The sequence below is a fragment of the Paracidovorax citrulli genome, assembly GCF_900100305.1.
GTDB lineage: Bacteria > Pseudomonadota > Gammaproteobacteria > Burkholderiales > Burkholderiaceae_C > Paracidovorax > Paracidovorax citrulli.
Genome location: NZ_FNEY01000007.1, coordinates 122,554 through 145,434, shown reverse-complemented (window position 1 = coordinate 145,434; position 22,881 = coordinate 122,554). Strand labels below are relative to the sequence as shown.

The 22,881-nt window shown below is 71.5% G+C and carries 19 protein-coding genes and 3 pseudogenes; 16 read left to right on the top strand and 6 right to left on the bottom strand.

Going from position 1 to position 22,881, the window contains the following annotated elements:
• Positions 1 to 30 precede the first annotated feature (30 nt).
• From BLR99_RS07165 to BLR99_RS07155, 3 genes are all read left to right on the top strand, one after another.
• On the top strand, positions 31 to 1,395 hold the full coding sequence (locus BLR99_RS07165; protein WP_011797731.1) for an esterase-like activity of phytase family protein: 1,365 nt from the start codon (positions 31 to 33) through the stop codon (positions 1,393 to 1,395).
• A gap of 147 nt (positions 1,396 to 1,542) precedes the next feature.
• Entirely contained in the window at positions 1,543 to 3,807 is a 2,265-nt protein-coding gene (locus BLR99_RS07160) for a hybrid sensor histidine kinase/response regulator (RefSeq protein WP_116212471.1), read from the top strand.
• A gap of 74 nt (positions 3,808 to 3,881) precedes the next feature.
• Positions 3,882 to 4,589, top strand: a complete 708-nt coding sequence (locus BLR99_RS07155; protein WP_011797729.1) for a riboflavin synthase — start codon at positions 3,882 to 3,884, stop codon at positions 4,587 to 4,589.
• 36 nt (positions 4,590 to 4,625) lie between these two features.
• On the opposite strand, the gene BLR99_RS07150 is transcribed toward BLR99_RS07155, so the two are convergent.
• The gene (locus BLR99_RS07150; RefSeq protein WP_048857448.1) at positions 4,626 to 6,365 is read right to left on the bottom strand and encodes a GGDEF domain-containing protein; all 1,740 of its coding nucleotides are present in this window, start codon (positions 6,363 to 6,365) and stop codon (positions 4,626 to 4,628) included.
• A gap of 143 nt (positions 6,366 to 6,508) precedes the next feature.
• On the opposite strand from BLR99_RS07150, the gene BLR99_RS07145 reads away from it, so the two are divergent.
• Positions 6,509 to 7,060 (top strand): GNAT family N-acetyltransferase, encoded by a 552-nt coding sequence (locus tag BLR99_RS07145; protein ID WP_017438995.1) that lies wholly within the window; start codon positions 6,509 to 6,511, stop codon positions 7,058 to 7,060.
• Positions 7,061 to 7,084: 24 nt separating this feature from the next.
• Here BLR99_RS07145 and BLR99_RS07140 read toward each other — a convergent pair whose 3' ends face one another.
• A complete protein-coding gene (locus BLR99_RS07140) occupies positions 7,085 to 8,662 on the bottom strand; it encodes a hypothetical protein (protein ID WP_228193930.1) in 1,578 nt (525 codons plus the stop codon).
• A 479-nt stretch (positions 8,663 to 9,141) separates the two neighbouring features.
• Complete coding sequence (locus BLR99_RS07135; protein ID WP_232521666.1) at positions 9,142 to 9,648, bottom strand: LysR substrate-binding domain-containing protein; 507 nt, start codon at positions 9,646 to 9,648, stop codon at positions 9,142 to 9,144.
• Positions 9,649 to 9,681: 33 nt separating this feature from the next.
• Here BLR99_RS07135 and BLR99_RS07130 point away from each other — a divergent pair.
• The 6 genes and pseudogenes from BLR99_RS07130 to BLR99_RS07100 all read left to right on the top strand — a co-directional run.
• Positions 9,682 to 10,182, top strand: a pseudogene (locus tag BLR99_RS07130) (EamA family transporter); the annotation flags it as partial.
• Positions 10,183 to 10,235: 53 nt separating this feature from the next.
• On the top strand, positions 10,236 to 10,718 hold the full coding sequence (locus BLR99_RS07125) for an NUDIX hydrolase (RefSeq protein WP_041828331.1): 483 nt from the start codon (positions 10,236 to 10,238) through the stop codon (positions 10,716 to 10,718).
• Positions 10,719 to 10,809: 91 nt separating this feature from the next.
• On the top strand, positions 10,810 to 11,946 hold the full coding sequence (gene mnmA / locus BLR99_RS07120) for a tRNA 2-thiouridine(34) synthase MnmA (RefSeq protein WP_011797722.1): 1,137 nt from the start codon (positions 10,810 to 10,812) through the stop codon (positions 11,944 to 11,946).
• Positions 11,947 to 12,151: 205 nt separating this feature from the next.
• Complete coding sequence (locus tag BLR99_RS07115) at positions 12,152 to 13,813, top strand: L-lactate permease (RefSeq protein ID WP_011797721.1); 1,662 nt, start codon at positions 12,152 to 12,154, stop codon at positions 13,811 to 13,813.
• A 154-nt stretch (positions 13,814 to 13,967) separates the two neighbouring features.
• Positions 13,968 to 14,407, top strand: a pseudogene (locus BLR99_RS23870) (SDR family oxidoreductase); the annotation flags it as partial.
• A 128-nt stretch (positions 14,408 to 14,535) separates the two neighbouring features.
• The gene (locus BLR99_RS07100; RefSeq protein WP_081436496.1) at positions 14,536 to 15,753 is read left to right on the top strand and encodes a sensor domain-containing diguanylate cyclase; all 1,218 of its coding nucleotides are present in this window, start codon (positions 14,536 to 14,538) and stop codon (positions 15,751 to 15,753) included.
• Between the two features lie 246 nt (positions 15,754 to 15,999).
• Here the strand turns inward: BLR99_RS07100 and BLR99_RS07095 are convergent, their stop codons facing one another.
• On the bottom strand, positions 16,000 to 16,926 hold the full coding sequence (locus BLR99_RS07095; protein ID WP_011797719.1) for an MBL fold metallo-hydrolase: 927 nt from the start codon (positions 16,924 to 16,926) through the stop codon (positions 16,000 to 16,002).
• A gap of 79 nt (positions 16,927 to 17,005) precedes the next feature.
• On the opposite strand from BLR99_RS07095, the gene BLR99_RS07090 reads away from it, so the two are divergent.
• The 5 genes and pseudogenes from BLR99_RS07090 to BLR99_RS07070 form a co-directional block, all read left to right on the top strand.
• Positions 17,006 to 17,338 (top strand): ArsR/SmtB family transcription factor, encoded by a 333-nt coding sequence (locus BLR99_RS07090; RefSeq protein ID WP_011797718.1) that lies wholly within the window; start codon positions 17,006 to 17,008, stop codon positions 17,336 to 17,338.
• 5 nt (positions 17,339 to 17,343) lie between these two features.
• Positions 17,344 to 17,787, top strand: coding sequence for a YeeE/YedE family protein (locus BLR99_RS07085; RefSeq protein ID WP_011797717.1), 444 nt, complete (start codon positions 17,344 to 17,346; stop codon positions 17,785 to 17,787).
• A 25-nt stretch (positions 17,788 to 17,812) separates the two neighbouring features.
• Positions 17,813 to 18,241, top strand: a complete 429-nt coding sequence (locus BLR99_RS07080; RefSeq protein ID WP_046060725.1) for a DUF6691 family protein — start codon at positions 17,813 to 17,815, stop codon at positions 18,239 to 18,241.
• 28 nt (positions 18,242 to 18,269) lie between these two features.
• Positions 18,270 to 18,944, top strand: a complete 675-nt coding sequence (locus BLR99_RS07075) for a DUF599 domain-containing protein (protein ID WP_017440023.1) — start codon at positions 18,270 to 18,272, stop codon at positions 18,942 to 18,944.
• Positions 18,945 to 19,088: 144 nt separating this feature from the next.
• Positions 19,089 to 19,253: pseudogene (locus BLR99_RS07070) on the top strand (type I restriction enzyme endonuclease domain-containing protein); the annotation flags it as partial.
• A 131-nt stretch (positions 19,254 to 19,384) separates the two neighbouring features.
• Here the strand turns inward: BLR99_RS07070 and ssb are convergent.
• Positions 19,385 to 19,948, bottom strand: a complete 564-nt coding sequence (gene ssb / locus BLR99_RS07065; protein WP_011797714.1) for a single-stranded DNA-binding protein — start codon at positions 19,946 to 19,948, stop codon at positions 19,385 to 19,387.
• Between the two features lie 218 nt (positions 19,949 to 20,166).
• Between ssb and BLR99_RS07060 the strand changes: the two genes are divergently transcribed.
• Positions 20,167 to 21,579, top strand: coding sequence for a chloride channel protein (locus BLR99_RS07060; protein WP_011797713.1), 1,413 nt, complete (start codon positions 20,167 to 20,169; stop codon positions 21,577 to 21,579).
• A gap of 21 nt (positions 21,580 to 21,600) precedes the next feature.
• Here BLR99_RS07060 and BLR99_RS07055 read toward each other — a convergent pair whose 3' ends face one another.
• A complete protein-coding gene (locus BLR99_RS07055; protein WP_041828325.1) occupies positions 21,601 to 22,791 on the bottom strand; it encodes an MFS transporter in 1,191 nt (396 codons plus the stop codon).
• Positions 22,792 to 22,881: the final 90 nt, after the last annotated feature.

Here is a 22,881-nt window from a genome sequence, read left to right as displayed (position 1 = left end):
GCCTCATCCGCCATCGCCACGACATCCCGCATGCCTGCCGCCTTCCGCTTCGCCACGCTCGCCACCGCCCTCGCATTCTCCGCACTGCCCTGCGCCCATGCCGAGCCGGCCGCCTATCCCGCCACGCTCGCCGGCCACGCCGTGCTGCCCGCGCAGTCCTTCATCCCCGCGCCGCCGGATGCTCCGGCGGACCTGCGCACCAGCGGCAAGTTCACCACCCCGCGGCGCGTGGATGCCGTGGGCACCGTCGAAGGCACCTCTGCCGGGCGGCCCACGGGCGTCTCGCTGCCGTTCCAGGGCCAGCCGCTGCAGGGCCACTCGGGCATCAAGCGCATGGCCGACGGCACCTTCTGGATCCTGACGGACAACGGTGCCGGCGCCAAGGCGAATTCGCCGGACTTCATGCTTTACCTGAACCACTATGCGGTGGACTTCAAGACCGGGCGGTTCGATCGCCTGAAGACCGTGTTCCTGCACGACCCCGACAGGAAGGTGCCGTTCCGCATCGCCGAGGAAGGCACGAAGGAGCGCTACCTGACCGGCGCCGACTTCGATCCCGAGAGCTTCCAGTTCGCCGGCGGCGCGCTCTGGATCGGTGATGAGTTCGGCCCGTTCCTCATCAAGGCCGACCTGGACGGCCGCGTGCTGGCGGTGTTCGATACCCAGGTGGATGGCCGCGTGGTGCGCTCGCCCGACCATCCCGCCGTCACCACCGCCGCCGCGCCCGACGCCAAGGCCCCGGCCTTCGACATCAAGCGCTCCAAGGGCTTCGAGGGCATGGCATCGAGCCCCGACGGCAGCAGGCTGTACGCGCTGCTCGAAGGCCCGGTGTGGGACGAATCCGCCAAGGCCTATGAATCCGTGGACGGCGGCCGGCAATACCTGCGCGTGCTGGAGTTCGACGTGCGGCAGGAGAAATGGACCGGCCGCCACTGGAAGTACGTGCTGGAAGCCAACCAGAACGCCATCGGCGACTTCAACATGATCGGTCCCGCCATGGGCCTCGTCATCGAGCGCGACAACGGCGAGGGCACGCCCGACAAGGCCTGCCCCGAGGGCCGGAAGCGCGCGGACTGCTTCCACGACGTGGCGAAGTTCAAGCGCGTGTACAAGGTGGAGCTGACCGACGCCAACGCGGGCGGCCCGCTGCGCAAGGTGGGCTACATCGACCTGCTGAACATCCAGGACCCGAAGCGCCTGGCCCGCAAGCCCCTGACGGGCGGGGTGCTCGCCTTCCCGTTCTTCACCATCGAGAACGTGGACGTCGTGGACGCCACGCACATCGTGGTGGGCAACGACAACAACCTGCCTTTCAGTTCCAGCCGCGAGCCCGGCCGTGCCGACGACAACGAACTGGTGCTGCTCGAGGCCGGCGATCTGCTGCGGGCCCGCTGAAGGTCCTGAGGGGTGGTTCTGGAGGGGCCTGTTGCGCTCTGCAACTAAGCCGCGCCGCAGTTGCGTCACAATCTGCCGTTCCGCCCTTTTTGGTGCCGGCCGCCCGACGCGGCCGGCCCGGGGGCCCGTTTGGGGAGCTTCCGTCCATTGAGCCAGTCGCCCGTTCCTCCGCCGCCACCCGCCACCGGGGGTGACGGCGATCCCGCCCCCTGCGCGGGGGGCCTGGTGCCGCCCGGCGCCGCGGGACAGGGCGTTCGCGCCCTCGAGGAGCGGGAGGCGCACCTGCGATTCGCCGCGATCGCGGGGCGCATCGGCCTGTGGGAGCTGGACCTGGAGACGTTCGCGCTTACCAGCTCCGAGGTCTGCCGGGAGCATTTCGGCCTGCCTGCCGAGCAGCCGCTGAGCTGGCGGAAGGTGCTGGTGTCGATCCATCCCGACGATGCCGCGCGCGTGCGCGCGGCTTTCGAGCACAGCATCGCGCAGCGGCAGGAGTACGCGATCGACCACCGCATCCGGCGCCGGGATGGCCTGGTGCGCTGGCTCAAGGTGCTGGCCCAGGTGCAGGGCGGCACGGACGGCCGCCGCCTGCGCATCGCGGGAACCGCCCAGGACGTCACCGAACAGACGCTCGCCGAGCGCCGCACCCAGGCGCTGCTGCAGCTCGACGACAGCTTCCGCGCGCTGGAAGACCCCGCCGACATGGCCTACGCCGCGGCGCGCATGCTGGGGGAGATCCTCTGCGTGGGGCGGGCGGGCTACGGGGACATCGACGAGACGAACACCGTCACCATCGTGCGCGACTGGACATCGCTGGGCATGTCCACGGCCGTGGGCCGGCACCACCTGCCCCACTATGGCCGCTTCTACGAGGACCTGCTGCGCGGCCACATCGTCATCGTGAACGACGTATCCACCGACGAGCGTACCGCCAGCCACGTGCATGCCCTGCGGTCGGTGCAGGCGGGGGCGCTGGTGAACCTGCCGCTGATCGAGGGCGGGCGGCTCGTGGCGATGCTGTTCCTGAACCACCCGGTACCGCGGCAATGGTCCTCCGACGACCTGGCGCTGATCCGCAGCGTGGCCCACCGCACGCGCATGGCCGTGCAGCGGCGCACCGCGGAGCGGCAGCTGCGCGCGCTCGCCGACACGCTGGAAACCAAGGTGGAGGAGCGCACCCGCGAGCTGATGGCCGCCGAGGAGGCGCTGCGCCAGGCCCAGAAAATGGAAGCCGTGGGGCAGCTCACCGGGGGCATCGCGCACGACTTCAACAACTTGCTGGCGGGCATCATGGCGAGCCTGGACCTGCTGCGGCTGCGCGTGTCCCAGGGGCGCGTGGCCGACATGGAGCGCTGCATCGACACGGCCCACCGCTCGGCCAAGCGGGCGGCCTCGCTCACGCACCGGCTGCTCGCGTTTTCCCGCCGCCAGACCCTGGCACCCGTCGTGGTGGACCTGAACCAGCTCGTCGCGGACCTGCTGGAGCTGGTGCAGCGCACCGTGGGGCCTGCCATCACCGTGCGTTTCGACGCCACCGCCGGGCTCTGGGCGGTGCGGGCCGACGCCGGGCAGATCGAGAATTCGCTCCTGAACCTGTGCATCAACGCGCGCGATGCGATGCCCCGCGGCGGCACGCTGCGCATCGCGACCGCCAACCACGTTGCCGGCCACCCCGGCGACGGGCAGTCCAGACGCCACGCCACCGAACTGCAGCCCGGGGAATACGTGGCGCTGTCGGTGGCCGATACCGGCGAGGGCATGGCGCCGGAGGTGGCCGAACGCGCCTTCGAGCCGTTCTTCACCACCAAGCCCCTGGGGCAGGGCACGGGCCTGGGGCTGTCGATGGTCTATGGCTTCGCCCAGCAGTCGGGCGGTTCTGCGCGCATCGCTTCGGTGGCCGGCCAGGGCACGACGATCACGCTCTGGCTGCCCCGCCATGCCTGCTCGGCCGCCGAACTGGCGGCCGGTACATGTGCCGAGGCGCCGCCTGCCGGGCAGGCCCGGGCCCCTGCGTCCGGAGCGGGGCGCGCCATGCCGTCGGTCCTGGTGGTGGATGACGAACCCGCCGTGCGCTCCACGGTGGCGGAATCGCTGCGCGAACAGGGCTACCGCGTGCTCGAGGCGGAGGACGGACCCTCGGCGCTGGAGATGCTGCGCGAGGCCGGGCCGCTCGATCTCCTGCTCACCGACGTGGGCCTGCCCGGCGGCATGAATGGCCGGCAGGTGGCCGACGCCGGCCGCGTCCTGCGCCCCGGCCTGCCCGTGCTGTTCATCACCGGCTACGCGGAGCAGGCCGTGATCGGGGAGCGCGACCTGGACCCGGGCATGGGCGTGCTCACCAAGCCGTTCGCCCTGGACATGCTGGCGGCGCGGGTGGCCTCCGCCCTGGCTGCGGTGCCGCGCGACCCTGCCTGAGCGGGGCCGCGGCCCGGGTGGCACAATGCCCCGGCGCCTCCCCGCTTCCTTCATCCACGAGAGTATTCCGCGCCATGTTCACAGGCATAGTCCAAGCCACCGCCACCCTTGCCGAACTGCAGGACCGCGAAGGGCTGCGTACCTTCGTGATCGAGTTCCCGCCCGGCTTCTGCGAGGGCCTCGCCATCGGCGCCAGCGTGGCGGTGGATGGCGTGTGCCTCACGGTGACGCGGCTGGTTTCGCCGTCATCGGTCGCGTTCGACGCGATGCTGCAGAGCCTGAACGTGACCACGCTGGGCGGCTACGCGGCCGGCCGGCGCGTGAACGTGGAGCGGGCGGCCCGCGACGGCGCCGAGATCGGCGGCCATCCGCTGTCGGGCCACATCGATTTCGCGGCCACGCTGCAGAGCGTGCGCGATTCCGAGAACAACCGCGTGTGGCGCGTGGCGGTGCCGCCGCCGTTCCGCCGCTATGTCTTCGCCAAGGGCTACATCGCCCTGCACGGCGCCAGCCTGACCGTGGCGGAGGTGAACCGTGCCGAGGGATGGTTCGAGGTCTGGCTGATTCCCGAGACGCGCCGCGCCACCGTGTTCGAGGACCTGCGCGCCGGCGACGCGCTCAACGTGGAGATCGAGCGCAGCACCCAGGTCGTGGTGGACACGGTGCGCGAGGCGGTGGAGGAAAGCCTCGGCGAGCTGCGCCCGGCGCTGGAGGCGCTGCTGCGGGAAAAGGGCCTGTCGCTGGACGACTTCGTGCGCCCTCCGGCCGCCCTGCAGCGCTGAGGGGCGCAGGCCGGCGCGGCGGGTCTTTCCCGTCTTTCAAGCGGCTTCCTCGACCCGGTTGCGGCCCCGGTCCTTGGCCCGGTAGAGGGCCGTGTCCGCTTCCGAGAGCAGGTGGTCCAGCACCATGCCGTGGCGCTGGGAGACGGCGACGCCCACGCTGGCCGTGAGCCGGAAGCGCTCCCCCGACGGCAGCACGACCGGCGCCGTCTCGATGGCGTGGCGCAGGCGCTCGGCACAGGCCGCGCCCTCGCGGCCCGCGCAGGGGCCGAGCAGCACCACGAACTCCTCGCCCCCGTACCGCGCCACGAGGTCGCCCGGGCGCAGGGTGTGGCGCACCGCGCGTGCCACGGCCCGCAGCGCCTCGTCGCCGGCGGCGTGTCCCGCGCGGTCGTTGAAGCTCTTGAACAGGTCCACGTCCAGCAGCATCAGGGCGACGTCGAAGCGCTGCTGCCGTGCCTGCGCGATACGTTCGCGTGCCGCCGCGAAAAACGCGCGCCGATTGGGCAGCCCCGTGAGGAAATCGGTGAGCGACTGCTCGCGCAGCTGCGCGATGAGGCCGTCGCGCTCGCGCTCGAGCACCTGCCGGGCCTGCGTGTGCTCCTGCAGCGCACGCACGGCGCCGATCACGGCGGCGATCTCGTCGTCGGCCGCGGGCCGGGGCAGCGGGGCGTCCAGGCGGTTGCGGGCCAGATCCTGCAGGGCCTGGGTCGTCTGGGCCAGGGGCTGCAGCACGCGGGCGTGCAGCGTGGCCAGCGTGCCCGCGAGGATGGCCCAGAGCAGGGCCGAGGCGCCCGCCACCTCCATGAGGCTGTGCAGGGCGCGCTCCCGGGCGGCGAGCGCGTCGGCCTGCAGCCGCGCCATCAGCCGGTCGCGCAGTGTCACCACCTTGCCCAGTTCGGGCACGTAGCCCTCCGCGAACTGGGCGGCGGTGATGCCGTAGCGTCCGTCCCGCTCGCCGGCCGCCAGCACGGGCGCGACGATGTCCCGCATCGCATGGCCGAAGTAGCCGCTGTCCACGGCCTCCCAGGCCTGGGCGATGTCGGGCGGGGCATCCTGGCGGGCCAGGCGCTGCTCCAGCAGGAACTGCAGTGCCGTGATGCGCCCGCGCGTCTGCTCGATCGCATGCCGTTCTTCGGGCGTGAACGGACGCTGCATCACCAGCGCGGCGGTGAAGTGCGATCCGAGCAGGCCTGCATGCTCGCGCAGCTCCGCGGTGATCCGCAGCACCTGCGTGTCGCCGTCCATGGACGGCTGTGCCGTCCGAACGGTCTGGATCAGTGCGCTGTTGATCGGCGCGAGCCGCGGCACGATGGCCGCCAGTCCATAGACGCTGGCGCGCACGGCCTCGGGCGTGCGCTGGGCGTGGGGGAGGGCGATGACCCCGTCGGCCACCGCCCGTGCACGGGCGAGGGCCTGCGCGGCGTCGTCCGCGCCGGCCAGCAGTGCGTCCAGGTGCGGCACCTGCGTGCGGGCGGCGAGCATGGCGCGCAGCTGCGCCATGGCCTGGTCGGTGCTTTCGCGCGCCCGCGCCAGGGCGGCGACGGCCTGCGGATCGGGCGCTCCATCGAGCGCGCCGAGGCGCGCGTTCGTCGGGCCGCGCTCGCGCGACACCCGTTCGGTCGCCACCATGCCCAGGCCGAGGTCCGCGAGCGCGCGCGATCCGGCGTCCGCCGCGCGCCACGAGCGCCATTGCCCCCAGCTGGCATGCGCGGCCAGCAGGGCCGTCACGGTGGCCAGCACGATGCCGATGAGGCGCAGGAATTGGTTCAGGGACATGAAGGCACGTGGCCGCCACCGGTCCGGGGCCGCCAGCCCGCCGGAGCACTGTTCGCATTGTGATGTACTGTCGGCACTCTATTACATACGGTGTCGTCCCATGGCCGGGTTGCCTTTCGAACCCGACCGGAACACACGGGTTCATGCGCTCTCCTGCCGATCCGGCCGCCACGTCCGTCCCTTCCGCCGCTCCCATGCCGCCCATACGCCGGCTGGGCGGGGAAGACCTGCCCGGCCTGCTGGCAGTGCAGCGGGCCTGCTATGGCGAGGGGTTCCTCGAAAGCGCCGACGTTTTCGCGCGGCGGCTGGCCAGCCCCGTGAACTGTTCGCTGGTCGCCGGGGCGCCCGGATCCGTGCAGGCCTACCTGGCCGCCTACCGCACCGTGCGGGGCAAGGTGACCGCGCTGCACGGTGATTTCGAGACCCCGGACGGACCGCCCGACACGCTCTACCTGCACGACATGGCCGTGCTGCCGGAATGTGCAGGGTGCGGACTGGCCCGCGCGCTGCTGGAGACCCTGTGGCACGAAGCCCGCGTTGCCGGGCTGCGGCACACCGCCCTCGTCTCCGTGCAGGGCTCGCGTGCCTACTGGGAGCGCCAGGGCTATGCGGCGCGCGAGCCTGCATCGGCCGAGGCGCACGAACGCGTGGCGGGTTATGGCGCGCAGGCGGTGTACATGGAGCGCCTGCTGTAGGCAAGGGGCATGCCCCCTGCCTGCTCAGGGGGCCACGGGCGCGTGGCGCGGAACCTCCGGCTCCTGGATCTCGTGGATCTCGACGCTCGACGGTACCGGTGCCGGTGCCGCGCCCATGAACCGCTCCCGCAGCCACTCGATCGCGTTGTGCCCGATGCCGCGCAGCGCCTGGGAGAGTTCCGCAGGCCGCATCGACTGCAGTCCCGCGTACATCTTTTCCAGGCCCGCGCCGGCCAGGTGGCCCACCGGTCCGGGAATGGACACGTTGAGCAGGGCCATGGCCGCTGCCCCCGCCAGCATGCCGGTGGTGTTCTTCTCGATGAAATCGTCCGCGGCGTGGTTGGCCGTCAGCACCGCGATCATCACGAGGCTGAGCCCCGCGAACGACTTGAACTCGTCGAGCGCATCGCGGCGCGTGACGTTGGGATTGCGGGCGTTGGCGACCATCAGGGCCACGGTGAACGCCGCGTCGGACGCCAGGTCCACCATCCCGATCTGGTCGGGGTACATCAGGCCGGTCGTGGTCGCGCAGACGGCACCGGTGAAGGCCGCCAGGGCGTATTTCGCGATGCGTTCGGCTTTCTCGGCCTCCTGCTGGGCTTCGTTGGCGGCCGTGGCGGCCTGCTCGGGCAGGCCCGCGGGATGCAGCACGCGTTCCAGGTCGGTGGCGATGGACAGGAACGCATCCGCGACCAGCGTCAGCTGCTTGCTGGTGACCGGGCTGAGCTCCTTGCCGTCGCCCTGGGCCAGGAAGCTGGCCTTGGCGTCGGTGACGGCCTTCTGGTCGGCGCGGGCCAGGTCCAGCGCCTGCGAGAGGGCGGTGCGCGCCTGGACGGCGGCTTCGCGGGCGGCCTGCACGGCCTCGTCCGAGCCGCCTGCGCCGTCTGCGGCCGGTTCCGCAGGCTCTGCCGGGAAGCTGGCTGCCTCCTGCAGACGGGTGCCGGTTGCGGCGAGCTGCGGATCCGGCACGCCGTGGCGGATGCGGTTGGTGATCTCCCGCATCTCCTTGCCCAGGAACCCGAGGAACAGCGCCGTGGTGGACACCATGCCGGCGCCCACGTTGAAGGCAGGGTGACGGTTGAGCTTTTGCAGCTGCGGCACGAACGTGGGCAACGCGAAGAGCGCCGCCTGCACCACGTTGATGTAGTGGCGCGACATGAAATGGTCCATGACGCTGTGCCGGTTCGCCCCCGTGGGGGAGCGTGCCGAGCCGATCGCCATCAGGGCGGTCTTTGCGTAGAGGCCTGCCAGTTCGGCCTCGAACTGGTTCTGGTGGCCGCGGAAGGCGACGGCGACGGGCAGGACGGGCAGCAGCGCGTTCATGCCGAGATAGACCGCGGCGCGGCGTGCCAGCGGCTGCTCGGTCTCCAGCGCCTCCAGCGTGGAATCCAGGTGCGCGAGCCGCCCTTCGAATCGCGTCTGGAGTTCGGCGGGAACGTTCTGCTCCAGCAGTTGCGTACGCAGCGCCTGCGCGGCGTTCCGCAGTTCCGGCAGCGTGCTGCCAGCGGGAAGCACGCCGCGCTCCGGGTCTGCCCGGCCCTTGAACTCCTGCATGAATTCCGCGTCGTCGCCGCGCATCACGGCCGTTCGGGCGTCGACCATGCTCCCCATGGTCTTGAGGAATTGCCCCAGGCCCTGCCGCGTCCCGGCGGGGCCGGGCGGGGGGGCGCCCGCGTCCTCCGGAGCGATCTCGGCGAGCCGGGCCGGGCTCCCGGCCGCAGACGCGGCCGAGGACTCGGATGGCGAGGGAGGCACTGGCAGGGGGGTGCGTGGCGGCGTGGCGCCGCCTTCGGTGCGGCCGGGCCGCTGGGCCGGGGAGGGAATCCCCGCCGGCAACTGGGCGCGCAAGGATTCACGCGGCGGACTGGCCGGGGACGCGGCTGCGTCCGGCGGGGATGCGGGCCGCTGCGCGGCTGCAGTGGAAACGGAGGAACTGTTGATCGCAGACATTGGATTTATCGGGAAAAATAAACCGCAGTCTGGAGGGCGCGAGATCTTCTGTAAGCATGCGCGCGAATACGTGCCCGCAGGCACGAAGCCGGTGGCGGCGGGCCGCGGGCCGGCATGCCGGTGCGCCCGGCTCAGGAGGCGGTGGCCTGTGCGGTGATCCAGTCGCGAAAGCCGCGCAGCGCCGGGTCCACCAGCACTTCGGGCCGGTGCACCAGCCGGTAGGCCAGCGGCGTCGCCAGCGCGGCCGACCGCACGGCCACGAGCGCGCGCGCCGCGATCTCCTGCGCCACGAAGCCCTGCCGCGCCAGGGCGAAACCCCGGCCTGCCAGGGCAGCCTCGATCGAGCCGTTGGAATGCGTGAACACCACGCCCTGGTTGCAGTCCACGCCCAAGGCCCCGTTCGCCTCGCACCAGAGCCGCCAGTCGCCACGGTGCCCGTCGTGCAGCAGCCGGGCGCCGGTGATGTCGGTGACGCGGGGCACGCGCCGGGGCGCGATCAGGCGCGGGCTGCAGACCGGCACCAGGTCGTCGGCCACCAGCACCTCGGCCAGCAGCCCGGGTGCCACGCCCAGGCCATGGCGTACCGCGAAATGGATGTCTTCGGATGCCAGATCGACCACGCGGTCGCTGGTGCTCACGTGCACATCGACGTCCGGCGCCAGGCGCAAGAAATCCCCCAGGCCGGGCCGGTCGCCCTCACCATGCCGGTCGCGGCGGGCATCGCGGCGTGCCTGGCGGCCACGGCCTGCTACGGCCTCGCGGGCTTCCTGACGCGCCGCTGGATCACCGCACGCGGCGGGCTGGACAGTCGCCTGGTCGCGCTGGGCAGCCAGTGGGGCGCCGTGCTGGCGCTGGCGCCGTGGGCGGCATGGCAGGCCTGGAACCAGCCGGGCCTTGCAAGCCAGTGGTCCACGGCGCCCGTGCAGGTCTGGGCGGCGCTGCTGGCCATGGGGCTGCTCTGCACCGCCTGGGCCTACGTGCTGTATTTCCGGCTGATCGCGGACGTGGGGCCGCTCAAGGCGCTCTCCGTGACGTTCCTGGTGCCGGCGTTCGGCGTGGCCTGGGGCTGGCTGCTGCTGGACGAAACCGTCACCGGCGCGCATGCCGCGGGCGGCACCCTGATCGCGGTGGCGCTCTGGCTGGTGCTGCGGCCGGCACCCGCGCGGCCCTGACGGGCTGTGCCGGGACTGGCTCGCTCCGCCGCCGTATGGTCATAATGCGCGCCATGCCCAACCGCTGGAAACCCAACGTCACCGTGGCCGCCGTCATCGAGCAGGGAGGGCGCTTCCTCCTCGTGGAAGAGGACACGGCCGACGGGCTGCGGCTCAACAATCCCGCCGGGCACCTCGACCCCGGCGAATCGCCCGAGCAGGCCTGCGTGCGCGAAGTGCTGGAAGAAACGGCCTACGACTTCACCGCCACCGCGCTGGTCGGCATCTACCTCAACCGTTTCACGCGCACCCGCACGGGCGACGACATCACCTACCTGCGATTCGCCTTCACCGGCACGCTGGGCGCGCACCACGCCTGGCGCTCGCTCGACGACGGCATCGTGCGCACCGTGTGGATGACGCCCGATGAACTGCGCTCCTGCGCCGACCGCCACCGCAGCCCGCTGGTGATGCGCTGCATCGAGGACTACCTCGCCGGCCAGCGGCATCCGGTGGACATGATCCATACCGACGCGAGCGTGCTGCGCGGCAGCTGACGCGGCGGCGGCCGCATGGGGGGCCTGCGGGCAGCAGGCCTTTGGCGCGCGACGCGAGCAGGCCCCCCGCCCGAAAAATACAATCCCGGGAATGACAGCCTCCCCCAAGCAGCGCATCGTCGTCGGACTCTCCGGCGGCGTGGATTCCGCGGTGACCGCCCACCTCCTGAAGCAGCAGGGCCACGAAGTCGTGGGCATCTTCATGAAGAACTGGGAGGACGACGACGACAGCGAGTACTGTTCCTCCAACGTCGATTTCGTCGATGCCGCGGCCGTGGCCGACGTGATCGGCATCGAGATCGAGCACGTCAACTTCGCGGCCGAGTACAAGGACCGCGTGTTCGCCGAGTTCCTGCGCGAATACGAAGCCGGCCGCACGCCCAACCCCGACGTGCTCTGCAACGCCGAGATCAAGTTCAAGGCCTTCCTGGACCACGCCATGCGCGTGGGGGCAGAAAAGATCGCCACCGGCCACTACGCGCGCGTGCGCCACAACCCCGCCACCGGCCTGCACGAGTTGCTCAAGGGGCTGGACCCGGCCAAGGACCAGAGCTATTTCCTGCACCGCCTGAACCAGTCGCAACTCTCGCGCACGCTGTTCCCCGTAGGCGAGCTGCGCAAGACCGAGGTGCGCCGCATCGCCGAAGAGATCGGCCTGCCCAACGCGAAGAAGAAGGACTCCACCGGCATCTGCTTCATCGGCGAGCGGCCATTCCGCGAGTTCCTGAACCGCTACATCCAGCACGCGCCGGGCCCGATCCTGGATGACCGGGGACGCAGGCTGGGGCAGCACGTGGGACTCTCGTTCTACACGCTGGGCCAGCGCCAGGGCCTGGGCATCGGCGGCGTGAAGGACAAAGGCGCGCAGCGCGGCGGCGGCGAACATGCGCCCTGGTTCGTCGCGCGCAAGGAGGTCGAACGCAACGTGTTGCGCGTGGTGCAGGGGCACGATCACCCCTGGCTGCTCTCGCACACGCTGCAGGCCACCGACGCGAACTGGGTCGCGGGCCGGCCGCCGGCTGCCGGCGCCTGCGCGGCCAAGACGCGCTATCGCCAGCAGGATGCGGCCTGCACCGTCACGCAGGCGGAGGGGGGGGATTTCGCGCTCTCATTTCCCGAAGCGCAGTGGGCGGTGACGCCGGGGCAGAGCGCGGTGCTGTACGACGGCGAGGTGTGCCTGGGAGGCGGGGTGATCACGGCGGCCGGGCCGGTGAACAGCGCGGCATAGCGCAAAACGTCGCGCCGCGACCAGAGGGTTTGTCCCTGGGACCTTTTGCGGGAAAGATCGCTTTCCGTGGTACTGCCGCGCTTTGAAAAATCTCCCACTGCGTTGATCATGTTTTCCGCGGCGCCCGGCGCCGTGCCGGGCGCTGCGCGCGCCCGTCTTTGCGCCCGAGAAGAGAAAACATCATTCATCCAACGGAGACAAGCGCATGGCCTGGCAGCAAATCTACGACCCGTTCGGCAGCATGGTCCTCTCCACCGCCCTCGCGGCGGTTCCGGTGGTGGTCATGCTGGCGGCCCTCGGCTTCTTCCACATCAAGGCGCACATCGCGGCGGGCATGGGCCTCGTCGCGGCCCTGCTCGTGGCCGTCTTCGCCTACGGCATGCCGGCGGACATGGCCGGCCGGGCCGCGCTGCTGGGGGGCTTCACGGGCCTGCTGCCGATCGGCTGGATCGTGCTCAACATCATCTTCCTGCACCAGCTCACGGAGCAGAACGGCAGCTTCAAGGTGCTGCAGGATTCGCTCTCTGGCATCACGGAAGACCGGCGCATCCAGCTGCTGTTGATCGCGTTCTGCTTCGGCGCGTTCTTCGAAGGGGCGGCGGGCTTCGGCACGCCGGTGGCGGTGACGGCGGCCATCCTCATCGGGCTGGGCTTCTCGCCGCTCGCGGCCTCGGGGCTCTCGCTCATCGCCAACACGGCGCCCGTGGCCTTCGGCGCGCTGGGCACGCCCATCCTCACGCTCGCCAAGGTGCACGGCTACGACGTGATGGAAGTGACGGCCATGGTCGGCCGCCAGCTGCCGTTCTTCTCGCTGCTGGTGCCGTTCTGGCTGATCTGGGCCTTCGCGGGCCGCAAGGGCATGATGGAGATCTGGCCGGCGATCCTGGTCACGGGCGTGTCGTTCGCGGTGCCGCAGTTCCTGGTCTCCAACTTCATCGGTCCGGAGCTGGTGGACATCATCGCGGCGATCGTCTCCATGGTCTGCCTGATCGCCTTCCTGCGCGTCTGGAAGCCGAAGTCGGTATGGACCTCGCCCTCGCTGCGCGGCAACGACGTGAGCGCGGCCGAGGCCAAGCCGCCGCAGCCCGTGGCGCGCCACACCCGCGCCGAACTGGTGGCGGCCTGGATGCCCTGGGCCATCCTCTCGGTGTTCGTGTTCATCTGGGGCCTGCCGCCCGTCAAGGCCTGGCTCAACGGCCTGTTCGCGCCGTCCTTCCCGATGGCGGGCCTGCACAACCTGATCGAGAAGGTCCCGCCCGTCGTGCCCGTGCCCACCAAGGAGGGCGCGGTCTACACGCTGAACCTGCTGTCGGCCACCGGCACGGCGATCCTGCTCTCGGCGGTGGTGAGCGCCTTCCTCATGAAATACAACCCGGTCGCCATCGTGCGCACCTTCGTGAAGACGATCTGGCTGGTGAAGTACTCGCTGCTCACCATCGTGCTCATGCTGGCGCTGGGCACGCTCACGCGCTACTCGGGCACCGACACCACGCTGGGCCTGGCGTTCGCCAACACGGGCGTGCTGTACCCGTTCTTCGGCACGCTGATGGGCTGGCTGGGCGTCGCGCTCACGGGCTCGGACACGGCGTCCAACGTGCTGTTCGGTGGCATGCAGAAGGTGGCGGCCGAGCAGCTGGGACTGTCGCCCAACCTGATGGGCGCGGCCAACAGCTCGGGCGGGGTGATGGGCAAGATGATCGATGCGCAATCGATCGTGGTGGCCTCCACCGCCACGCGCTGGTTCGACCACGAGGGCGACATCCTGCGCTACGTGTTCTTCCATTCCATCGCGCTGGCCTGCCTGGTGGGGCTGTACGTGACGATGCAGGCATACGTCTGGCCGTTCACGCTGATGGTGGTGCATTGATGTCGGTTCACATGGAGCCCGGGGGCAGCCCTTCAACGCATCGCGGATCGTGCGCGCGACCAGTTGCTGACGCTCGCGCGGCATGCGCGCCAGCGTGGAGGCCACGCTGACGGGCCGCCACCGGCCGGCCGCGCGCGTCCCGCACCGCCATGCCCACGGCCTCACGCCCAGCGCCATCGCCACGCGCCTGCTCGACCGCATCATGGCCGCCGCCGCAGACCCCGATGCCGAGGCGCTGGCCATCGCGCGCGAGTGCAAGGCGAACAGGAGCGCCGTTCCCGGCTTCGGCCACCACCTGCACAAGCCCGTCGATCCGCGCGCCTACAAGCTGCTGGGGCTGGCCCGCGCCGAGCCCGACCTGGCCGGCCGGCCCGTCACCATCAATGCCCAGCAGTACGCGCCCACGGCATCCGCGCCACCACGGTGGCCAAGATGTTCTCTGATGGCAGCCTGGACGAGGCCCGCGCCGCCCGCGCGCGGCAGGTGCCGATGGGCCGCATGGGCACGGCCTGGGAGGTGGCGCATGCCTGCGCCTTCCTCGCTTCCGACGCCGCCGCCTACGTCACCGGCACGGAACTGGTGGTGGACGGCGGGCCTCCCCGGGCCGCTCGCGCAGGGGTATCCGCCGCGCGGGTTGGCCTTCCGGGGCAGGGTTGTGGATACTGTGGGCCTGCCGGCTCATCCGTCGGCACTGCCGCACCGCCACAGCCTGCCACCGGACCATGCACAACCCCTCCACCAAGGCCCTGGCCGATGCCCCGGACACCGGCGGCATCGGCGATCCCCTGATGCGGCAGTGGATGGCGCTCGTGGAGGCCTCGCAGCAGGGGTACGCCCTGTTCGACGGCGACGACTGCCTGCGCTACGCCAATGCGGCCTTCCGGTCCGCGCTGGGCGTGGGCGAAGGCGACTTCCTCCCCTGGGAGGAACTCATGCGCAAGAGCTACCGCTCCTCCACCGGCACGGTGGTCGAGACCAGCGATTTCGAGGTCTGGCTGCGATCCGCCAGGAGCCGGCGCGGCAAGCTGCCCTACCGCACCATCGAGACGAGCCTGAACGACGGGCGCTGGGTGCTGACCACGGAAACCACGCTGCCGGGGGGCTGGATGCTGTGCGTGGTCACCGATGTCTCCGAACTGGGGATCGAACTGCGCGACCTGCGGCAGGAGCGCGACAAGGCCATGAAGTCCGCCCTCAGCGACGAGTTGACCGGCCTGAGCAACCGCCGCTATGCCATGGACTTCCTGCAGCAGAAGCTCGGGCCCAACAAGGCCCAGGCCATGGCCGTCGCGGTCATCGACATCGACCATTTCAAGGCGGTGAACGACCGCTTCGGGCATGCGGGCGGCGACCTGGTCCTCAGGGACTTCGCGGCGCGCCTGGCGGAGACCGCCGGCCGCGACGACGTGGTCGCGCGGATCGGCGGGGAGGAGTTCCTGCTCGTGCTGCAGGGCGCGCGCACCGTGGGCGCCGACAGCGTGCTGCGCCAGCTGGGGGATAGCCTGGATACGGCCTCGCCGCTGCCCGAGGCGCCGGAGTTCCGCTACAGCTGCTCCGCAGGCGTCGCGCTGGCGCGCCCCGGTGAAACGGTCGGCGAAGTGCTGCGCCGCGCGGACGAGGCCCTCTACCAGGCCAAGCGCGCGGGGCGCAACCGCGTCGTCGTCACGCAGAGAGCCGGCCGGCCGGCGACGGGCGTCCCTGCGCAGGCAACACCGCCTGAGCGGATCAGCGGCGGCGGGTCTCCGGGTCGCTGGGCCCGTTGCGGTCGGACATCACTTCCGCGGGCGGCTCCAGGTCGCCGCTGTCGCTGCCCTCGGCCTCCCAGGTGCCGCCCTCGCGGCCGGTCTTGCCGCGCGGATAACCCATGGTGGTGCCGTCGTCGAAATTCAGCGGCCCGCCCTCGCGCGGGTCATCGAACGGCATCGCGGAGATGTCGTTGATCCCGTCGGAGACGTCCCGCTCCGCGTTCAGGTGGTCATTGATGTCGTCGCCCTCGGGCAGCTCCGCCGTGGGGTCGTCGGTGGGGTCGATGCCGGGTTCGTCGTCGATGGAGGGAGGTGTGCGCATGGGAGTCTCCTGGAAGGAGGCCGGCGGAGGGCTGGCCGATGCCTGCAGCATCGCGCAGCCGGGGCGGCGGGGCGGTGGGCACCCTGCCTGAACGCGGGTAGGAGAGCAGCCATGCCACCTCAGGAGGCGGGCGTGGCGCCGGAAAGGGCATCCGCGCTGCCGAACACGTTCAGCGGTATGCGCAGGTACGCGATGCCTTCCGGCCCCGGGTCCGGCAGCCGGCCGCCGCGGACGTTCACCTGGATCGACGGCAGCAGCAGGCGCGGCACGGCCAGGGTGGCGTCGCGCGCCTGGCGCAGCGCCACGAAGGCGCGCTCGCCAGCCTGCCGGCCCACGTGGATGTTGCTCCGCCGCTGGGCCTCCACCGTCGTCTCGCAGGCCGGCGCCCGGCCCGCGGGCGGGTAGTCGTGGCACACGAACATGCGCGTGTCCCCCGGCAGTGCCAGCAGCCGCTGGATGGAGCGGTAGAGGGCCGCGGCATCCCCGCCGGGGAAGTCCGCCCGGGCCGTGCCCACGTCGGGCAGGAACAGCGTGTCGCCCACGAACACCGCCCCGTCGATCCGGTAGGCCATGTCCGCCGGCGTATGGCCCGGCACACCGATCGCCTCCGCCCGGGTGGCGCCGATGCGGAACACTTCGCCGTCCTCGAACAGGTGGTCGAAACTGTCGTCCTGTGCGGAGGGCTCCATGCCGAACAGCGGGCCGAAGGTGCGCTGCACCGTGCGGATGGCTGCCCCGATGGCCACCTTGCCGCCCTTGGCCGCCTGGATGTGGCGGGCGGCGGAGAGGTGGTCCGCATGGGCATGTGTTTCCAGGATCCATTCCACGACCAGGCGCTCGGCCTGCAGGTAGTCCAGCAGCCGCCGCGCGGAAGCGCCGTGCGTGCGTCCGGCATCGGGGTCGTAGTCCAGCACCGGATCGATCACCGCCGCCTGGCGGGTGGCATGGTCCCAGACCACGTAGGACACGGTTCCGGTCGCGCCATCGTAGAACGGCTGCACCGTGGAGGTCGCTCCGGTGGAAGAGGGCAGGGAAAGGGATGTCATGGCGGCTCCGTCCATCAGTATGTTTTTAAATATTATGTTTTTTGATATATTGATGTCAACGCCGTCTGACATCCCCTCCATGCCGTCCCTTTCCTCCACCGCGCAGCCACCGCTCGATCCCCAGGTGCTGCGGCAGGCCGCCGTCCAGGCCGTCGCCAGGCTCAAGGTGCTCGCCAACGAAGACCGGCTCCTGCTGCTGTGCCAGCTCTCCCAGGGAGAGATGTGCGTGAGCGAGCTGGAGGCCTGCCTGGACATCCGCCAGCCCACGCTGTCGCAGCAGCTCGGCGTGCTGCGCCGGCAGGGCGTGGTGGCCACGCGGCGCGAGGGCAAGAACATCCATTACCGGGTGGCCGATCCCGCGCTGCTCGAAGTGCTCGCGGTGCTCTACCGTCTCTACTGTCCCAAGGAGTGATTCCCATGGCTGCCATCGACTGGCCTTCCTTCACGCCGGGCGCGGCCCTGGCCGGCGGCGCGCTCATCGGCCTGGCGGCCGGCGCCTTCATGCTGGTGTCGGGCCGCATTGCCGGCATCAGCGGCGTGCTGGGCGGGCTGCTGCGCCCGGCGCGGGGTGACGTGGCGTGGCGCGTGGCCTTCGTGGCGGGCCTGGTGGCGTCGCCCTGGCTCCATGCGCTGTTCGCCCCGCTGCCGGCGCCGCGCATCGACGCGGGCACCGGCACCCTGGTGGCGGCAGGACTGCTCGTGGGCCTGGGCACGCGCTACGGCGCGGGATGCACCAGCGGGCACGGGGTCTGCGGGCTCTCGCGGCTGTCGGGCCGTTCGCTGGCGGCCACCCTGGTGTTCATGGCCGCGGGCATGGCCACGGTGTACGTGCTGCGGCACGGGGCGGCGTGGGCTGCCTGATCGATCACCGGTCAAGGAGCGGATGATGGCGAATATCCTGGCGGCCCTGTGCGTGGGCCTGGTTTTCGGCCTGGGGCTGATCGTCTCGGGCATGGCCGACCCGGCCCGCGTGCTGGGCTTCCTGGATGTGGCTGGCAGGTGGAACCCCTCGCTGGCCTTCGTGATGGCCGGCGCCATCGCCGTCGGCCTGGTGGCGTTCGCCATCGCGCGGCGCAGGGGGCGCACGCTGCCGGGCGGGGCGCCGCTGCAGTGGCCCACGGCGCGGGGGCTGGATGCGCGGCTGATCGGCGGTGCGCTGCTGTTCGGCGCGGGCTGGGGTCTCGCCGGCTTCTGCCCGGGGCCGGCCCTGGTAGGCCTGGGCATGGGGGTGCGTGGCGCTGCCATCTTCGTGGCAGCCATGCTGGCCGGCATGGCGCTGTTCGAAGGGCTGGAGCGCCTGCGCCAACGCCGCTGAAGTGTTTCACCCGCGAAGCCTCCTGAACATGACGCTGCCTGGCATCCTCCTGCCATCCTCCCTTGCGGTCTGGGCCGGCGCCCTGGCTACCCTGGGTATTCCGCTGGCCTACGAGGCCTGGTCCTGCGCCGCAGCGCGGCATCGCCCGCTCTCCCGGGCCCGCGGGGCCCACGCGCATCTGCGCGCTGACTGGCTCGATGCCGTCTCCGCCCAGCCTGGCTCCGAAATCCTGGCCGTGCAGACGCTGCGCAACGCCCTCATGTCGGCCACCATGGCCGCTTCCACCGCCATGCTGGGGCTGATGGGCACCGTCGGCATCGCCGCGCCATCGCTGCGTGCCCTCCTGCAGGGGGCGGCCACCCCGGCGCCGGACTCCGCGGTGTTGGCGGCCGCGGTGCTGGAACTGGCCTTGCTGGTGCTGCTCTGCGCTTCGCTCACCGCCCTGGTGGCGGCCGTGCGCCACTACCACCACGCGGGCTTCGTGGCCGGCATGCCCGTCGGCTCCCCGGCGCGCCAGCGCTGGACACCCACGGGCCGGGACCATCTCCACAAGGCCGGACTCTTCTATAGCCGCGGCCTGCGCTGGCTCATCCTCGGCGTGCCGGTCACCGCCGGCCTGCTGCACCCGCTGGCCGGCGTGCTCGTGGCCGTGCTCTGGGTCGCGGGGTTGATGCGGTGGGATGCACCGCATGCAGTGGCGTAGCCCAGGCGATTTCCGCATATCAGTCTGGTCTGTCAGGGGTGCAACGTTCAGCCCGCACCACGGCCACCGCAACGGGCTGCAGGTCGATATCCGTCCGCTCAGGAAAGATGGCCGACGGCTTCCCGTGAAGCATGGCAGCCCTGCGTGGACTGGGCCCGGCGCGAGAGCGTGCGGGCCAAGCTGCGGCAGATGGCCAAGCGCATCTTGCGCAAGTACAAGTACCCGCCTGACTTGGCTGATGCCGCGGTGGAGCTGGTACTGGAGCAGGCCGAGGCGATCGGGGACGAGTGGTTAAGTAAAAGCGGCTGACCCGTGCGCGGATTTTCTCCACGGCATTCGTGCGGATGGCAGGTCATCACGTCAGGAAGAAAAAAGCCCCGCAGGCCGATGGCGTGCGGGGCTCTGTCGTACCGGCCAAGCGGTGCGATGGCATTGGTGGATCAGAACGGGATATCGTCGTCCATGTCGTCGAACCCCGACGCCGCACGCGGTGCCTGGGCCGCAGGGGCCGGTGCAGGGCGGGGAGCCGGTGCCGGGCGCGGCGCGGCGGCCTGGGGCGCAGGGCGGCGCGCGGGCGCCGGGGCGCTGTTGCCGCCGCCGTAGCCATCGTCGCCACCGCCGTAGCCACCGTCGTCATAGCCGCCGCCACCCTGGCCGCCGCCCATGCCCTGGCGGCTGCCGAGCATCTGCATGGTGTCGGCCCGGATTTCCGTCGTGTACTTTTCCTGGCCCGACTGGTCGGTCCACTTGCGGGTGCGCAGGCTGCCTTCGACATAGACCTGGGAGCCCTTGCGCAGGTACTGGCCCACGATCTCGGCCAGGCGGCCGTTGAAGACGACGCGGTGCCACTCGGTGGCTTCCTTGTTCTCGCCGGTGTTCTTGTCGCGCCAGCGGTCGGTGGTGGCGATGGTGACGTTGGCGACCTGGTCGCCGCTGGGGAAGGTGCGCATCTCGGGGTCGCGCCCGAGGTTGCCGACGATGATGACTTTGTTGACGGATGCCATGGTGTGAAGGGGCCTGTAGAGAATGGTGGAGGAAAGGCACTACGGCCTGCGCGGCGGCCACGGGGGCGCCGCGAAGAGGGAGCGGGGATTGTGCCCCAAGCGGCCGATGCCTGCGCGCACCGCTCCCGCCCGGCAGGGTGCCACAATGTCCCTCCGTCCTGCCGCGCACCGACCGGAGCCCGCCGTGCCCGCGTCCGTCCCCTGCCCACTGCCCCGCCATGCAACGAGAACCCGACTTCCTGGACAACCTGCGCTCGGAACTGCGCGACGGCCAGCGCTGGCTGGAGCGCAGCATCGTCCTGGCCTATGCCGTGGCGGCCGGGCTCAGCGTGGTGGTGTTCACCATGCTGGCGGAGTGGGCCTTCGCGGTGTTCGAGCGCGTCTATCACTGGGGGGGCGGCTGGGCCGTGCTGCTGTGGACGCCCGCGATCACCGCGGCGGTGGTCTGGGCCACGCGGCGCTGGGTGCCGGGCGCGGCCGGCTCGGGCATCCCGCAGGTGATCGCGGCGCTGGAGCCCGGCCTCACGGCGCCCCAGCGGGGCCGTTTCGTCTCCCTGCGGCTGTCGGCGGCGAAGATCCTGCTGGCCAGCGCGGGGTTCATGGCGGGCCTGTCGATCGGTCGCGAAGGGCCGTCGGTGCAGGTGGCGGCGGGCGTGATGCACCATGCGCGCCGCTGGTTCGGCCCGCGGTCGGGCATCACCGCCCACGCGCTGCTCGTGGCCGGCGGGGCGGCGGGCATCGCCGCGGCCTTCAATGCGCCGCTGGCGGGCGTGGTGTTCGCCATCGAGGAGCTGTCCCGCAAGCTCGAATCGCGCAGCAGCGGCCTGATCATCGCGGCCATCGTGCTGGCCGGCCTGATGGGGGTGTCGGCATTCGGCAATCTGAGCTATTTCGGGCGCATCCAGGTGCCGCGGCTGGGCTGGGACGCGCTGCTGCCGGGCCTGGCCGTCTCGCTGGCCTGCGGCGTGCTGGGCGGGCTGTTCGCCAAGCTGATGGCGGCGTCGCTCACGGGCGCGCCGGACCGCTTCAACCGCTGGCGGGCGCGCTGGCCGGTCCGCTTCGCGGCGGCCGGCGGGCTGGCGATCGCGGTGATCGGCCTCGCCACGGGCGGGGCGACCTTCGGCGCCGGTTCCGAGGCCGTCAAGCACATGCTGGCCGGCCAGGCGGACGTGCCGGCCTTCTACGTCACGCTCAAGTTCATCGCCACCTGGCTCTCGGCCTGGGTGGGCGTGCCCGGAGGCATCTTCGCGCCGTCGCTCTCGATCGGTGCCGGCGTGGGCCACAACGTGGCGCTGCTGGCCGGCGGGGACATCGCGCCCTCCATCGCGCCGGCCCTGATCGCCATGGGCATGGCGGCCTTCCTGGCGGCGGTGACGCAGGCGCCGCTCACGGCCTTCATCATCGTGATGGAAATGGTGGACGGGCACGCGCTGGTGCTGAGCCTGATGGCCTCCGCGATGCTGGCCAGCCTGGTGTCGCGCATGCTGGCGCGGCCGCTCTACGAGACCCTGGCGGCCTCCATGCTGAGCGCCGCGCGGCTGCCCGAGGCGCCGGAGGGGCCCGGTGCGCAGCGGGATGCCGACCCGCACGCACCTGCGCAAGGCGCTCCGCAGGACAGCGCCGGGCGGTGATCGGGCCCGGGCGGCCGGGGCTTACTTTCGCCCGCGGCTGCCCTGGGCCGGCACGGGCTGCATGCCCCAGGCCGCGGCCAGCCAGGCGAGACAGAGCAGGGAAGTCGCCACGAACAGGCCATGCGCGCCGCCCCAGCGCAGCAGCGCGCCACCCAGTGCGCCGCCCGCGAACAGGCCCAGCGACTGCAGCGTGTTGTAGGTGCCCAGGGCCGCGCCGCGCACGGCCGGCGGCGCGGTGCGCGAGACGAGGCTGGGCTGGCTGGCTTCCAGTGCGTTGAAGCCGCAGAAGAACAGGAACAGCAGCCCGCCCAGGGCCCACAGCCCCGGCGGCGTGCCGGCCGACGCCGCCCAGCCCAGCCCGAGCTGCACCAGCAGCACGAGGCCGATGGCGCCGAGCAGGGCGCCGCGCAGCCGGCCGGCGCGTTCCAGGGCGAACAGGCCGCCCATGGCCAGGAAGGACAGCACCACGGCGGGCAGGTAGAGGTGCCAGTGCGCGCTCTTGGGCAGTCCGGCCTGCACCAGCAGGGCGGGCACGGCCACCCACATGGCCAGCTGCACGGTGTGCAGCGCGAACACGCCGAGGTTCAGCCGCAGCAGGTCCGGGTGGCGCAGCACGTCGGCCAGGCGGCCGCGCGGTGCGTCGGCATGGCGTGCGGGCTCGGGCGGCACCACCCAGAGGACCACGGCGATGCCGGCCAGCGCCAGCGCGCAGGTCAGCCCGAAGATGCCGGGCAGGCCGAAGCGGGCCGCCAGCGGCGGGGCGGCCACGAGCGCCACGGCGAACATCAGCCCGATGCTGCCGCCCACCAGCGCCATGGCCTTGGTGCGCACCCCGTCGCGCGTCTGGTCGGCCAGCAGGGCCGTCACGGCGGCGGAGACGGCGCCGGCACCCTGCAGCGCGCGGCCCAGCAGCAGCCCGCCGAGCGAGTCGGCCAGCGCGGCCAGCAGGCTGCCGGCCGCGAACACCAGCAGCCCGAGCACGATGACGCGCTTGCGCCCGAAACGGTCGGAGGCCATGCCCAAAGGCAACTGCAGCACGGCCTGGGTGAGCCCGTAGATGCCCATGGCGAGGCCCACCAGGGCGGGATCGTCGCCGCCGGGGTACTTGCGCGCTTCGAGCGCGAACACCGGCAGCACCAGGAAAAGCCCCAGCATGCGCAGCGCGAAGATGAGCGCCAGCGACAGGCTGGAGCGCCGCTCCAGCGGCGTCATCGCGGTGGCGGAGGCGGCGGGGATGTCGGTCGCGGGCGTAGGCGGCAGGGGATCCGGCACGGCAGTGGTCATCGGTTGCAGGCGATGGAA